The sequence below is a fragment of the Deinococcus hopiensis KR-140 genome (genome assembly GCF_900176165.1).
GTDB classification, from domain to species: domain Bacteria; phylum Deinococcota; class Deinococci; order Deinococcales; family Deinococcaceae; genus Deinococcus; species Deinococcus hopiensis.
In genome coordinates this window covers 1038993-1052623 of record NZ_FWWU01000009.1, presented here as the reverse complement: position 1 = coordinate 1052623, position 13631 = coordinate 1038993, and the positions used below count along the sequence as shown (strand labels likewise).

The 13631-nt window shown below is 68.7% G+C and carries 13 protein-coding genes; 9 read left to right on the top strand and 4 right to left on the bottom strand.

All coding sequences use genetic code 11. The annotated features are described in order from the left end of the window. Positions 1–11: 11 nt before the first annotated feature. Both B9A95_RS18655 and B9A95_RS18650 read right to left on the bottom strand, forming a co-directional pair. A complete protein-coding gene (locus B9A95_RS18655) occupies positions 12–275 on the bottom strand; it encodes a hypothetical protein (protein WP_170928710.1) in 264 nt (87 codons plus the stop codon). 72 nt (positions 276–347) lie between these two features. Continuing rightward, positions 348–1406, bottom strand: a complete 1059-nt coding sequence (locus B9A95_RS18650) for a GNAT family N-acetyltransferase (protein WP_170928709.1) — start codon at positions 1404–1406, stop codon at positions 348–350. A 174-nt stretch (positions 1407–1580) separates the two neighbouring features. Here B9A95_RS18650 and B9A95_RS18645 point away from each other — a divergent pair, with 174 nt between their 5' ends. The 5 genes from B9A95_RS18645 (at position 1581) to B9A95_RS18625 (ending at position 5629) form a co-directional block, all read left to right on the top strand. After that, positions 1581–1883: a hypothetical protein gene (locus B9A95_RS18645; protein ID WP_084048665.1), complete on the top strand. Its 303-nt coding sequence runs from the start codon at positions 1581–1583 to the stop codon at positions 1881–1883. A 132-nt stretch (positions 1884–2015) separates the two neighbouring features. Then, positions 2016–2444: a 3-hydroxyacyl-ACP dehydratase FabZ gene (fabZ, locus tag B9A95_RS18640; protein ID WP_084048664.1), complete on the top strand. Its 429-nt coding sequence runs from the start codon at positions 2016–2018 to the stop codon at positions 2442–2444. Between the two features lie 97 nt (positions 2445–2541). After that, entirely contained in the window at positions 2542–3687 is a 1146-nt protein-coding gene (locus B9A95_RS18635; RefSeq protein ID WP_084050823.1) for an LptF/LptG family permease, read from the top strand. After that, positions 3687–4892, top strand: coding sequence for an MGDG synthase family glycosyltransferase (locus B9A95_RS18630; RefSeq protein WP_084048663.1), 1206 nt, complete (start codon positions 3687–3689; stop codon positions 4890–4892). Before B9A95_RS18635 ends, B9A95_RS18630 begins: the two co-directional genes overlap by 1 nt. Further along, the gene (locus B9A95_RS18625; RefSeq protein WP_084048662.1) at positions 4889–5629 is read left to right on the top strand and encodes a class I SAM-dependent methyltransferase; all 741 of its coding nucleotides are present in this window, start codon (positions 4889–4891) and stop codon (positions 5627–5629) included. The genes B9A95_RS18630 and B9A95_RS18625 overlap by 4 nt, the downstream gene beginning before the upstream one ends. Before the next feature lie 222 nt (positions 5630–5851). Here B9A95_RS18625 and B9A95_RS18620 read toward each other — a convergent pair whose 3' ends face one another. Next, positions 5852–6385: a metal-binding protein gene (locus B9A95_RS18620; RefSeq protein ID WP_170928708.1), complete on the bottom strand. Its 534-nt coding sequence runs from the start codon at positions 6383–6385 to the stop codon at positions 5852–5854. Between the two features lie 85 nt (positions 6386–6470). Here B9A95_RS18620 and B9A95_RS18615 point away from each other — a divergent pair, with 85 nt between their 5' ends. The 4 genes from B9A95_RS18615 (at position 6471) to B9A95_RS18600 (ending at position 12675) form a co-directional block, all read left to right on the top strand. Continuing rightward, positions 6471–8552: a S8 family serine peptidase gene (locus B9A95_RS18615; RefSeq protein WP_084048660.1), complete on the top strand. Its 2082-nt coding sequence runs from the start codon at positions 6471–6473 to the stop codon at positions 8550–8552. Between the two features lie 377 nt (positions 8553–8929). After that, a complete protein-coding gene (locus tag B9A95_RS18610) occupies positions 8930–10507 on the top strand; it encodes an ABC transporter substrate-binding protein (RefSeq protein ID WP_084048659.1) in 1578 nt (525 codons plus the stop codon). A gap of 118 nt (positions 10508–10625) precedes the next feature. Then, positions 10626–11663, top strand: a complete 1038-nt coding sequence (locus tag B9A95_RS18605; RefSeq protein ID WP_084048658.1) for an ABC transporter permease — start codon at positions 10626–10628, stop codon at positions 11661–11663. 10 nt (positions 11664–11673) lie between these two features. Continuing rightward, positions 11674–12675, top strand: coding sequence for an ABC transporter permease (locus B9A95_RS18600; protein ID WP_084048657.1), 1002 nt, complete (start codon positions 11674–11676; stop codon positions 12673–12675). Between the two features lie 156 nt (positions 12676–12831). Here B9A95_RS18600 and B9A95_RS18595 read toward each other — a convergent pair whose 3' ends face one another. Beyond that, positions 12832–13593, bottom strand: coding sequence for a shikimate dehydrogenase (locus tag B9A95_RS18595; RefSeq protein WP_084048656.1), 762 nt, complete (start codon positions 13591–13593; stop codon positions 12832–12834). Between the last annotated feature and the right edge of the window lie 38 nt (positions 13594–13631).

Here is a 13631-nt window from a genome sequence, read left to right as displayed (position 1 = left end):
GCGACCTCCCTTCAGCCCTCGTTCCCCAACGCCTCCCCCAGCGCCTCCTCAATGCCGCGCCCGCGCCAGCCGGTGTCTACGCCCAGCGCCCCGCCACCTGTCCAGCGCAGGGCCGCGCCGATCACCGAGCCGCCCGCGATGGCGAGGGCCGCGCCCGTGACTTCCTGCGGGGCTTCAGGGCAGAGCCGGGCCGCGGCCCTGGCGAGGGCCGGGGCCAGGGGCAGGGGCGGGGTGGTCACGCGGACGCGGGCGGGCAGACCGGAGGGCGGGGTCACGGGCCGAAGTGTAGCGCCCGCTCAGGCAGGCAGCGCGGGCGAAATTGGCGGGGGAAGGGGAGTCCCGCTCCGCTACACCCCGGCTACGGCGGCCCGCAGGTAGGTCTGCGCCCGGTCCAGCGGCAGCTGCCACATGGTGGTGGCCTGGTAGGGCCGGAAGCCCAGCTCGGCGTTGATGCTCAGCATGGCGGCGTTCGTGTCGGCGTTTGTGGTCCGCACAAAGCGCGCTCCGGGGTTCTCGGCCAGCAGGAGCCGCAGGTTCTCGGCCTTCAGCAAACGCCCGAGGCCCAGCCCGCGCGTTTCGGGACGGACCACCGTTCCCCCCTGGCTCACGATGGCGGGCCGGTCGGGGTGCCAGCCGAGTTCCGAGTATCCGTCCAGCCGCCCGGTGTCGCGGTGCTGGGCCGCCACGAGCAGGCGACGCCGCCCCGAAGCCGCGTGTTGGGCGTTCATGGTCCGCAACATCTCCTCGTCGGTCTTCCAGTCCTCCAGCTGCAGGTCGCCGCGCGGAATGGTGTTGTTTTCCGCCATCAGGTCCACCAGGGCGGGGAAGTGCTCCTCGGGATACAGGCCGTCGATCACCATGAGCCCATAGGCCCCGGCCCGTTCGGCCCCCCGCGCAAGCCAGCGGTCCAGGAGGTCTGGGGCCAGCTCCGCGAGCACGAGCTGATTGACGTGCTGCGCCAGTCCCGACTCGGCGCCCACCCGCTCCAGCGCCCGCACGCCACTGGGAATGCGGTCATTGGTGTTCAGCAGCAGCAGCGTCCGGCCACAGGCCTCCACCGCGTCTACAGTTGCCGTGAACAGGGCGCGCCCCAGCCCCCGGCGGCGGTAGGAGGCAAGCACCTCCACCGACACGTCCGCCACGTGCCGGTTGTGGTCCAGGTTCAGCACCACGCATGTGGCAAAGGCGACCAGCTGCTCGCGGTCGCGGACCCGCCACGCCCACACCTCCGCGAAGTCCGGAATGGCGGCGAACTGGGCCTGAAACGCCCCGAACGTTACTGGAGGATCGTCAGGCGAGCGTTCCTGGCGGATGGCTTCCGCAAAGGCATACAACTCTCGGTACTCGGTCTCCGTGGCGCGGCGCAGGTCGAGAACCTCCGGAGCGAAGGGCGCGGGCAGGGTCATGGGTTCTCCTCGGGGGAGTCGGCGGGTACACGTCACGCGCTGCGGCAGCTGCCGTTCTGAACAGGCCGCGGGGGAACGCCACCGACTGCGGCCCTCCCCGATCATAAGAGCTGGGGGCTGGCGACGCGGCCTGCGCAGAAATGGAAAGGACGAAGCGCACCCGGGCCCGCTAGAATGCCGCGCATCTATGGGCTTGAGGGCGCAGGCAAGGTGGACACAACCGTGCGGATTCTGAACTGGCTGGGGTTCGCCCTGCTGTTCCTCGTCACGTTGGGGCTGGCCGTGTTTACCCTGGGGAGTTTCGCCAACCTCAACCCGGGCGCGCCGCTGTGGCTGCGTTCGGTGGGCACCCTGGAAACGCTGCTGACCGGCCAGGCGGGCCTGAGCCAGACGGTTGGTTTTTCCCGCGCGCTGGGCCTGACCGTCCTGACCAGCCTGCTCGCGGCCCTGACGGCCTACGTCAAGCCCAGGAGCTGAACGTCCGGCCAAAAAGCGGCGCAGGCAGCGTCAGATACGCGTGCTACCCTCAGGGCGTTTTGGCCGCCGGAGGGCGCGAGGGGCTTCCGCTTCTCACCCTCCACATCTGGCTTCCGCAGGAGAGAACGAGTCATGGAACCCATGCTGATTCAGGACGTACTGAAAATCTTGCCCCACCGCTTTCCCTTCGTCCTGGTGGACCGGGTCCTCCGCGCCGAGGGCGGCGAGGTCCACGCGCTGAAAAACGTGACGGTCAATGAGCCCTTTTTCCCCGGTCACTTTCCGCAGGAACCCGTGATGCCCGGCGTACTGATTGTGGAAGCGCTCGCGCAGGCCAGTATGTTCTGCCTGCACGGTGAAATGGAACCCGGCACCATCGGCTACCTCGCGGGGGTGGAGGGAGCCCGCTTCAAGCGCAAGGTGATTCCCGGCGACCAGCTGCACCTGCACGCAAAGCTGGAATTCTTGCGCCGGGGTCTGGGCAAGACCACCTGCCGCGCCGAGGTGGACGGACAAGTGGCGGCGGAGGCGACGATTCTCTTCGCGGTGGCAAAGGGGTGAGGGCCGTGGGACGTGGAGCGTGGAGAGCGGGGGCGGGGGCGGCTCCACCTTCCACGCTTCGCCCTCCACGCTCCACGCCCGGCACCAGGGGCATGGGGTGACCCGCCTCACCCGCTACGTCACCCGGGAGTTGCTGCCGCCGCTGTTGGCGGGCACGCTGCTGTTCACGTCGGTGCTGAGCTTCGGGTATTTCTTCATCTCCAGCCAGTGGCTGCGTCACGTGCCGCTGTCCCTTATCGGGCGGTGGATCGCGTACCAGGTACCCGACACGCTGGTGAAGGTGCTGCCCATGGCCGCCGTGCTGATGACCGTCGTGGCCTTTGGCCGCCTCGCCACCGAGCGCGAGCTGATCGCCATCCGCTCGGGCGGAATTGGGCTGGGGCGCATCGCGCGGCCCGTGGCGGTGGTGGCCTCCTTCGTCACGGCGCTGGCGGTGTGGCTGAGCCTGTGGACCGCGCCCCACGCCAACCTCGAAACGCGCGGCCTGTACTGGGACGTACTGACAGGCGGGGGACTGTCGCAACTCGTGGGCAAGACGGTGGACCTGGGCAACAACCTGACCGTCTCTATCCGGGGGTATGACCACCAGAAGCGCGAGCTTCAGGGGGTGAGGGTGGAGCGCTGGGAACGTGACGATCCCCGCCGAGGCACGGTCATCTTCGCGGACCGGGGCACTTTCGAGAACCGGAAACTGGGCCTGTACGGGTATCAGGTCTTTACCGTGAACTACGGGGAGGCGGCCAAACTCGCAGGGGTGCCGGACAACGATCCGGCGGCCTTCCGGACAGCGGTGCAGAACGTCTTTGAGAACGTGGTGGTGCCGGAAACCGCAGAGGCGGCGCTGAACCTCGACACGGGGATGTCGCGCAAGCAGGCCATCGCCCAGTACGCGGACGTCATCGGGGCGGACATGGAGGGCTGGCCGGAACTGCACCGCAAGCTGACGGCGGCGGGGGTCACGCCGGTGGACCGGCAGGAGGCGCGGCTGACGCTCAACCGCAAGGTGGCGCTGCCTTTCGCCAATCTGGTCCTGGCGCTGGCCTCGTTGCCGTTCGCGCTGCGCTACGGGCGCACGCTGGGGGTCAGCCTGGGCATCGCCCTCCTGATCGCCGTGGGGTACTACCTCGTCTTTTTCGCTGGACTGACGCTGGCCGGAGCCATGCCCGCCCTGCCGGAAGTGGGCGTGTGGCTGGCGAACGTGCTGTTCGCAGCGCTGGGCCTGTGGCAGCTGAGGCGGGCGTGATGAAAGGCAGAGGGGACGGCGCGAACCGGGGAAGGTGGCCCGAGGCCTTCTCCAGGGCCACGTCGCCCGGCCCGGACCTGAACGTCTTTATCCTCTCGGCCTCCTTCGGCAGCGGGCACAAGCAGGCAAACGAGGCGCTGGAAGGAGCGCTGCGGCACGCGGGCGCCCCCGTCCGGGTGCGGCACCGCGACTACGTGACCTACGGCAACGCCTGGGAAAAGGCCGTGACGGTGGGGCTGTACCACGCCTGGCTGAAGTACGCGCCGGGCGTCTACCGCCGCTTCTACCACCTGATGGACCGGGAAGACGAGCCCTGGATTCTCGCCAACGCCTTTAACTGGCTGGGCCAGCGCGGCATGCTGCCCGAGTTGCGCGAGTTGCGGCCCGACGTGGTGGTGTGCGGCCACCCCACCCCCGTGGGCGTGGCGGACGGCGTGCGGCGGCGGCTCCGGGCCGACTTCCCCATTGCCCTGATCGTCACGGACTACTACGTTCATCACCACTCCGCGCGGCACGAGGCCCAACTGCTGATGGTGGCAAATCCCGAGGGCCGCGAGGAAGCCGCGCGCTGGGGCATCCGGGACGAGAACGTGGCCGTGACGGGCATTCCCATCAGCCCGGTGTACCGCGGGCTGCTGGGCGCGGACCGTAGAGCACTGCGGGAAAAACACGGTCTGCGCCCAGACCTGCCCCTGGTCCTGCTGTCGGGCGGTGGCACCGGCATCTACCATGCCCAGGCCCGCGTGCTGGCCGAACTGAGCAATCTGGGCCGCCACGTGCAGGTGCTTGTGCTCGCGGGAGCGACCGAGCGGGGAGTCCGGCGAATTGGCGGCGCGACGGTGCATTCGCTGGGCTACACGCTCCACTTTCCCGAACTGCTCGCGGCGTCGGACCTCGTCGTGGGCAAGGCGGGCGGCCTGACGGTGGCCGAGGCAACGGCGCTCGGCGCGCCGATGGTGCTTCACGAGCCCATTCCCGGGCAGGAGGAGAAGAACGCGGCCTACCTCGTGCGGCACGGCGCGGCCCTCTGGGCGCAGGACATCGGTGGGCTGCGCTCCGCAGTCCTGCGGGCCCTCGACGGCGACGAACACGCCCGGCTGAGTGCAGCCTCCCGCGCCCTCGGCGTGCCCGACGCGGCAGACCGGGCGGCGGCGGCGCTGCTGCACAAGCTGGGCCGCGTGCCCCATTTGGTGGACACGCCGTGAACTACGACGACTTCGCAGAGCTTTATGATCGCCAGTACGACGTGTACCGCGATGACCTGCACTTCTACGCGGGGGTGGCCGAGCGGGTGGGCGGGCGGGTGCTTGAAATTGGCGCAGGCACAGGCCGCGTGACCGCCTTTCTCGCGCGGCGGGGCGTCTCGGTGCTGGGGCTGGAGCCGAGTGCGCGCATGATCGAACGCGGGCAGGAACGGGCGCGGGCAGAGGGCCTGCGGCTCGACTTCGTGCAGGGCGAGGCGGGGACCTTCCGGCTGGAGGAACGCTTTGCCCTCGTCATCGCACCCTTCAATGCCCTGATGCACCTGTACACGCCTGGGGAGCAGTTGGAAGCGCTGCAAAACGTCCGCCAGCATCTCCAACCCAGCGGCGCGTTCGTCTTTGACCTGTATGTGCCCCGTCTGGGCGCGATGAACACGCTGCGGCACGAGGGGGAGACCTTTTACCACCCCGATGGGGCCAGGACCGACGTGTTCCTGATTCAGCGCCACGACGCGCCCCACCAGATGTTGACCACCGAATACTTCGTGGACACCACGGCCCCCGGCGGCGCAGTCACCCGGCGGCCCTATACCCTGACCCAGCGCTACTACACCCGTTATGAGGTCGAGTGGTTGCTGCGCTGCGCAGGCTTCGGACCGCCGCGCGTGACGGGGAGCTTTCAGGGCGGCCCCGTGACCGAGGCGAGCGAGGTGATGGTCTTCCAGACGCGGGTGGAGTGAGGCGCGTCCTGCCCGTCAGGACCGTTTCTCCAGCGGGTCCCGAACCCTGCTGTTTTCGGCAGTTCGGGCCAGGACGCGCAGCGGGTCCCGCGTCACCAGCAAGGCGGCCAGCGCCACCGGGAAGGACAGCGGCGCCTGGGTCCAGACGAACGGCCGGTGCGGGGAAGTGGGCCCGGAACCTGGCCCGTCTGAGCCGGAACTCCGGGCCGCAGGCCCTCCGGCTCAGAGCCTTTTCCTCACTTGACGCACCTTTTTCATGCCGTGGCGCATCCCGTGGTCCGGGCGCACGCCGTCGGCCATCAGGTGCAGCCACTGGCTGACGTAATACCCCAGCAGCAGGGGCGCGAACACCTTGAGGCCAAGGGGTTGCGGCAGCGTGAGGGCGGGCAGCGGCATCTGCGGCCAGGCGAAGCGCAGCAGCCCCGCGGCAAAGCCCACGATCAGGCCGAGGTAGACCAGCCGGGTCAGCGGCCCCAGCAACCAGGTGTGCGAGAGGCCCCGGTGACTGAACATCCGGCCGTAAGGCACCCACAGGACGCCCAGTGGCCCCCAGCGCCGCTTGCTGTCCACCTGCCCGTCGGCGAGGTCCAGGTCCGGCGAGAGCAAGAAGGTGCCGGCAAAAAAGCCCAGGGTGAAGTTCAGGGCCTGGGCAGGCGCGACTGCCACGAGGCTTTGCCGGGTGGCGACGAGGACCCCGGCGGCGAGGACGCTGTAGGCGGCGATGTTGATGAGGTTGTGAACGCGTCCACTGGGCACGCCCGCCATTGTGCCCCGCCAGATGGGGAGGATGTCGCGGGCGCTTCATCTCCCGTCAGCCGCCATACGCCATGCTGGGAGGGACATGAAACTCCCGCTTGCCCTGTTGACTGCGGCGCTGCTCGTCACGGCCTGCACGCCGTCCATGCCCGCCTCGCCCACCGCCGACGGCCCGGACGTCAACCTGGGCACGGCCCTCACCGGCGGTGGCACGCAGGTGTCGGGCGTGAGCTGGCGGGTGGATACGGGCAGCCTGCCCGCCTGGCTGAAGGTCACCCCGACAAGCGGGACCGGCCCCATCACGCTGACCTTTACCGCCGACCGCGCGCAGGGCACGCCCACCACCGCCGATCAGGCCAAACTCAGCGCCGCCGTGCGGGTGAACTGGACCCAGGGCGGGGCGAGCGGCACGAGCACCTGGAACGTCACCGCCGACCAGTACGTGCTGCGCGGCCGCGTCGTGGACGCCGCCACGGTCCAGGGCAGCGACGTGGGGAAGGGCACCGGCGTGAATGCGCGGGCTCCGCAAGACGCGCGGGGCGTGATCGTCAAGTACCGCTCGGCAGCGGCGCAGGCCACCGCGCTGGGACGGCTGGGGGTGAGCAGCGCGGGCGACGCGGCCCTCTCCTCCACCCGTTCGGCCCTCGCCCGGCTGGGGCTGACCACCAACGCGGGGGAGGATCTCGGGGGCCGCCGCGTGGCGCTGGACGTGACGGACGTGGAGGCCGCCCTGGAGGTGCTGCGCGGTGATCCCAACGTGGAATACGCCGTCCCAAATGCGGTGCTGGGCGCGCAAGAACTGGGCAGCCAGGCGCTGGCCGCGCCCGTGGTTCCCCCGGACCAGTACGCGGGGCTGCAGTGGGGCTTCAAGTTGCTGGGCTACGGCGCGGTGTGGCGGGACATGGCGTCGGGCGCATACAACAAGCCGGTGACGGTGGCCGTGATCGACACGGGCGTGCGCTTCGATCATCCGGACCTGCAGGGCCAGCTGTACGGACCGGGCGAGGGCGCGCTGGACGTGCTCACGAACACGGCCAACGGCGATGACGACGGGGCCGACACCGATCCCACCGATCCCAGCACGCCGAACCGGACGACGGGCGGCAGCCACGGCACCCACGTGGCGGGCATCATCGCCGCGCGCTGGGGCACCAACGCGGCGTTTCCAGGCTGCGACGCGTGCAGCAAGAGCGGCGTGGTGGGCGCGTCCTATAGGGCCCCGGTCAAGGTGCTGCCTGTGCGCGTGATCGACGCTTCCGGCAACGCCGAGGTGGCCGATGTGGTGAACGCGCTGCGCTACGCCTCGGGCATAAGCGTCACGCTGGAGGGCAAGACCTTCACCAACCCGCACCCGGCGCAGGTCATCAACCTCAGCCTGGGCGGAGCAATCAGCGTGGCCGAAGCGAGGCCCATGTGCGAGGCCGTGGCGGAGGTCAGTGCCCGGGACACGCTGGTGGTGGTGGCGGCGGGCAACGGCTACAGCAGCGAGCCTTATTACCCCGCCGCCTGTGAGGGCGCGGTGGCGGTGGGCGCGGTGACCCTCTCGGGCGCGAGCGCACCGGAACACGCCCGCTACAGCAACAGCTACCCGCAGGTGATGCTCTCGGCCCCGGGCGGCAGCGACGCGGGAACGACGTACAATGGCGGCACCCTCAACGACAAGCCCTACCCCGATCAGATCTTTTCCACCGAGTGGGACTACACCAAGAACCAGCCCATCTACGACAGCCACGTGGGCACGAGTCAGGCCGCGCCGCAGGTCAGCGCCCTGGCCGCGCTGCTGCTGAGCAAGGGGGTCACGCAGGGGCGCGGCGACACGCTGGCCCGCATGACCGCCACCGCCACGGACCTCGGGGCGAGGGGACGCGACGAGGACTTCGGCTTCGGCATGATCGATCCGGCGGCGGCGCTGGGCGCTCCGGCCGTCAGCGATACGCTGGGACTGCGGCTGCAGAGTGACCGCGGCGACGCCTTCCAGCCCGCCCTGGACAACCTCGGGCGCTTCAGCGCCTACCTGCCCGACGCGACGTTTACCGTGACCGCTGGGCGGGACCGCAACGCCAACGGCATCTACGGGGAGGCGGGCGAGGCGGGCGCCGAGCGTCAGGCCACGCTGGGACCGGCCCAGCCGCAGGTGGAGTTGGGCGACTTGACGCCGGCGCCCTGATCTGCCTGCGCAAGGGGTGGGGCGCCCCGGCGCCGGCGCCGAGCAATCCGCCCACCGTCTAGAGTGCATACTTGCAAAGTGGACGGGAGGCTGTGCGCCCCCCGTTCCCGTGGGGGTCTCTTCCTGTATGCCGGTGTGGACGCCCACACCTCCCCCTGAGGCGGCAAGACCCTGGAAAGAGGAGTGAAAAAAGCGTCCTGGCCGTGCATATGCTTTCACCCGCCTGCTTCGTTTTCTCGGCGTGCTCACCTTGACAGTCCTATAGACAGACCCCTACGCTGGGGCACACCTGTGTTTTTGACCTGCCCTTCACTTTCCGCTGCCTCTTCCCCTCAGGGTCAGGGGCACGGCGCGTGAATGCGGCAGACGGAGGCTTCATGAAGAAACTGCTTCTCACTGCCCTGCTTGCCACCCTCCCGACCGCCGGGGCCGCCACGCTGGTGTTCGGCGCGAACGGCGACCCCGTCAGCCTGGAATCCGGCAACATCACCGACGGCATCTCCATCCTGGTGCAGCGCCAGATCTACGACACCCTGGTGGACTTCAAAGACGGCACCACCGACACCACCCCCGGCCTGGCGACGAGCTGGAAGGCCAACAAGGACGCGACGAGCTGGACCTTCAACCTCCGGCGCAACGTAAAGTTCCACGACGGCACGCCGTTCAACGCTGACGCCGTGGTGTTCAACGTGAGCCGCTGGTGGGACAAGAGCCACCCCTACGGCTTCCGCGACCAGGGCCGCACCTTCGAGATCATGGGCGACTTGCTCGGCGGCTTCAAGGGCGACGCCACCGCCGTTATCAAGAACATCGTGAAGGTCAACGACTACACGGTGCGCTTCGACCTGAACAAGCCTTCGAGCGTGTTCCCCAGCGTGATCGGCGCCGGGTACTTCGGCATCGCCAGCCCCACGGCAATCAAGAAGGACGGCGCCAAATACGGCACGCCGGCCAGCACCCCCGTGGGCACCGGGCCCTTCATCTTCCAGTCGTGGCGCACGGGTGACCGGGTGATCCTCAGCCCCAACAAGAGCTACTGGGGAGCCAAGCCGCGCGTGGACTCGCTCGTCGTCCGCGCGATCAAAGACGCGTCGCAGCGCCTGAACGAACTTAAAGCGGGGACCATCGACTTTACCAACGACCTGACGCCCGACGCCCTGAAGAGCGTGCAGAGCGACAAGAACCTCGTGGCGGTTAAACGGCCCTCGTTCAACGTGGGCATCGTCAGCATGAACAACCGCAACCAGTACCTGAAAAACGACAAGGTGCGTCAGGCGATCTCCATGGCAATCAACAAGAAGGCCATCGCCGACGCCTTCTGGAACGGACTGGGCACCAGCAACGCCTCCTTCCTGCCCCCGGTGCTCGGCTGGGCCAACTCCAAGGACGTGCCCGCCGACTACAAGTTCGATCCGGCAGCGGCCAAGAAAATGCTGGCGGACGCGGGTTACCCCAACGGCTTTTCCCTGGACTTCTGGTACATGCCCGTCAGCCGCCCGTACTTCCCCAATCCCAAGCCCATCTCGGAAGCGATTGCGGCGGACCTCAGCGCGATTGGCATCAAGGTCAACCTTAAGACCGAGGACTGGGCCAAGTACCTCGACGACCGCAACAAGGAACCCGGCTTCGACATGTACATGATCGGCTGGACGGGCGACTACGGCGACCCGGACAACTTCTACAGCGCCTACTACGGCGCGAACGCCAGTGACGACATCAACTGGAACCCCGCCAACGTCGAGACGCTGCTGCAGCAGGGCCGCGCCGCTGTCGGCCAGGCCGAGAAGGCCAAGATCTACTCGCAGTTGCACGAGATCACCTACCGCGAGAACTACCGCATTCCGGTGGTCCACTCCAACCCCCTGGCTGCCGCCCGCACGTACGTGAAGGGCTGGGTGCCCAGCCCCCTGGGCAGCGAGGCGTTTAACACCATCACCGTAACGGGCAAGAAGTAACGCCGACTGGAGGAAGAGGGGCGACCTGGCCTCTTTTCCTCCGGCATAAGACACGCGGGACGCGGGCGCGGAGATGGCCCCGCCCCGCGTGTCCGCCTATCAGAAAGGAGGCCCGCCTTTGGGCAGTTACCTGATCCGCCGCATCCTGCGCACCCTGCTCGTCATGCTGGGCATCAGCGTGGTGGTGTTTGCCTTCGTGCGCTCAATTCCCGGTGACCCGGCCGTCGCCATGCTGGGTGAGCGCGCCACCCCCGCCGCTGCCGCGAAACTCCGCGAGCAGTTGGGGCTGAACAAACCCTGGTTTGTGAACTACAAAGACCCCGCGCACCTGCTGGACGCGCAGTATCCGCGCTACGTGTCGCAACTCGCGCGTGGCAATCTGGGCACCGGCATCAAGAGCAACATCCCCGTGCGCGACGAGCTGGCCTCGCGCTTTCCCGCCACGGCGGAGCTGAGCATTGCCGCGCTGCTGTTCGCCCTCGTGATCGGGATGCCCGCCGGCATTCTGGCCGCGCTGCGGCGCAACAGCATCTGGGACAACATCGCTACCACCATTAGCTTGGTGGGCGTCAGCATGCCGGTGTTTTGGTTGGGGCTGCTGCTGGCGTACTTCTTCGGCGTCAAGTTAGGCTGGCTGCCCCCGAGCGCCCGCCTGGGCAATGAGAACACCCTGCAGCCCATCACCAATTTCTACGTGCTTGATGCCCTGCTGCGCGGTCAACCTGCTGCGGCGTGGGACGCACTGCGGCATCTGATTTTGCCTGCCATCGCGCTCGGCAGCATTCCGCTGGCGATTATCGCGCGCATCACCCGCGCCAGCCTGCTGGAGGTGTTGGGGCAGGACTACGTGCGGACGGCCCGCGCCAAGGGCCTCACGGGCCGCACCGTGACCCTCAAGCACGCGCTCAGAAACGCCCTCTTGCCCGTGGTGACCGTGATCGGCCTGCAGGCCGGGGCCCTCCTCGGCGGCGCGGTGCTCACCGAGACCATCTTCTCGTGGCCGGGCCTGGGCTCGTGGGTGTACGAGGCGATCAGCCAGCGCGACTATCCGATCATTCAGGGCGGCGTGATTTTCGCGGCGCTGGTGGTCAGCGTGGTCAACCTGCTGGTGGACCTGAGTTACGCGACGCTGGACCCCAGGATTCAATACAGGTAATGAGGTACCCATGACCACCCTCTCCCCTCCCCAGGCCAAGCCAAAGCGGCAGCCCAGCATCTTCTGGCGGCGCTTTCGGCGCTCCACTCCGGGCAAAACGGGGGCTGTCATTGTGGCGCTGTTCGCGCTGTTGGCGCTGCTCGCCCCCGTGATCAAGCCCTACGATCCCACCACAGACCGCAACTACCGCCTGAACCTCAAGCCGCCGTCCGTCGAGGCGCTGTGGAATAAGGACACCGCAGACATCTACCGCGATCCGGTGAGCGGGCAGGTAAACGCTTGGGCCGCGCCCTTTGGCACAGACAACCTCGGCCGCAGCGTCGCCACACGCGTGCTGCACGGCGCGCAACTCAGCCTGAAGGTGGGCGTGCTCAGCACCCTGCTGGCGCTTGTTGTGGGCACGCTGCTGGGCACCGTCTCGGGGTACTTCGGCGGGTGGCTGGACGCGCTCACGGGCTACCTCAGCGACGTGATGCTGGCGTTTCCGTCCATCCTGCTCGCCATCGGCTTTGCCAGCATCTTTTCCAGCGACAACCCACCGCTGCTGATCCGGGGGATGGACCAGCTGTTTGCGCTGCACAGCCCGCAGCTCGTGACCGCCATGCTGGCCGTGTCGCTGGTGCAGGTGCCGGTGTATGTGCGCCTGGCCCGCGCCGTGGTGCTCAGCGTGCGCGAGCGCGAGTTCGTGCAGGCGGCGGGCGCGCTGGGGGCCACCCAGAGCCGCATGATCTTTCGGCACGTGTTGCCCAACAGCCTCTCGCCGCTGATCGTGCAGGGCGCGCTGAGCATCGCCACCGCCACCATCGAGGTCGCCGCGCTGGGTTTTCTGGGCATCGGCGCGCAGCCGCCCCTGCCGGAGTGGGGCACCATGATCAGCGACTCGCGCCAGTATTACGTGGACGCGCCGTGGACAATGGTGTTTCCCGGCCTCGCCATCTTCCTGACCGTGCTGGGCTTCAACCTGCTCGGCGACGGCCTGCGAGACGTAATGGACCCGCGCAGTACGCAGTAGGGACGCAGTAGGCAGAAGGCAGAGAGCCCTGAAGGGCTCTCTGCCTTCTGCTCTTGGCACCTGGAGCAGGTGTCGAAGTGCGGACTTCTTTTTGACCGAGCCCGGCGAGCGAGCATGAACCGGCATGGGGGGAATGGCCCCATTCCCCCCCATGCGCTAGCCCAAAACGCCCACCACCCCGCCCAGTGCCTCGGGCAGAAAGCGCTGTCCGGTGGCCTGAAGCAGTTGGCGGGAGAGGCGCAGACCGGGCAGCCCGGAGAGGTCCAGGCGGGCGGCTCCGCTGGCACCCGTCTGGGCGTGCCCGGTGAGGTCTGCGAGGGTGTGGTAGGGCTGGAGGAGGCCGGGGGGCAGGGTGCCGCCCGTGAGGACGATCAGGTCCGCGCGCTCGGCGAGCGAGCGCAGGGTGGGGTCGCGGCGGCTCAGGGCGTAGCCGCGCACACTGGCGGGCAGGTCACGGGCCAGGCGCTCGGCCTCAGGCACGGTGTCAGCGGCGAGGCCCACCTGCGCAAAGCCGAGGCGCACAAGCGGCAGCGCCTGCGAGAGGTCCGTGCCACTCCCCACGAAGAGGGCCGACGCGCCGCGCGCCGCGTAGCCGCTGGCCTCCACCGTATCCATCAGCGCGTCGGTGAGGCTGTAGGTGCCGTGCGCGCCGCCACCGCCCACGCCTCCCGTAAGGACCACCGCGTCCACCCGACCTGCCCGCCGCGCGTCGGGATCGGGGCTCACCGCTCCCACCACGGCCCGCTCCTGCGAGGGGTGGACGAGCGCGCCCGTGAAGCGCAGCACGCGGCACGCTTCCAGCACCGCGGGCAGATCGTCTACGGGCACCCCCACGGCGATCAAACCGAGGTCCCGCAGCGCGCGGGCGGTGGGCGAGGGATAACCGATCAGGGCGAGAGGCGCGTCGGGGGCGGACATCGCGCCCAGTGTACCGCGCGGCTTTCCAGAACCGGGAG

Bases quoted from the DNA above. Each gene is read 5' to 3' on its own strand.
- B9A95_RS18650 (WP_170928709.1), bottom strand. From the start codon at position 1,406: ATGACCCTGCCCGCGCCCTTCGCTCCGGAGGTTCTCGACCTGCGCCGC.
- B9A95_RS18645 (WP_084048665.1), top strand. From the start codon at position 1,581: ATGCCGCGCATCTATGGGCTTGAGGGCGCAGGCAAGGTGGACACAACC.
- fabZ (WP_084048664.1), top strand. From the start codon at position 2,016: ATGGAACCCATGCTGATTCAGGACGTACTGAAAATCTTGCCCCACCGC.
- B9A95_RS18630 (WP_084048663.1), top strand. From the start codon at position 3,687: ATGAAAGGCAGAGGGGACGGCGCGAACCGGGGAAGGTGGCCCGAGGCC.
- B9A95_RS18615 (WP_084048660.1), top strand. From the start codon at position 6,471: ATGAAACTCCCGCTTGCCCTGTTGACTGCGGCGCTGCTCGTCACGGCC.
- B9A95_RS18610 (WP_084048659.1), top strand. From the start codon at position 8,930: ATGAAGAAACTGCTTCTCACTGCCCTGCTTGCCACCCTCCCGACCGCC.
- B9A95_RS18600 (WP_084048657.1), top strand. From the start codon at position 11,674: ATGACCACCCTCTCCCCTCCCCAGGCCAAGCCAAAGCGGCAGCCCAGC.
- B9A95_RS18595 (WP_084048656.1), bottom strand. From the start codon at position 13,593: ATGTCCGCCCCCGACGCGCCTCTCGCCCTGATCGGTTATCCCTCGCCC.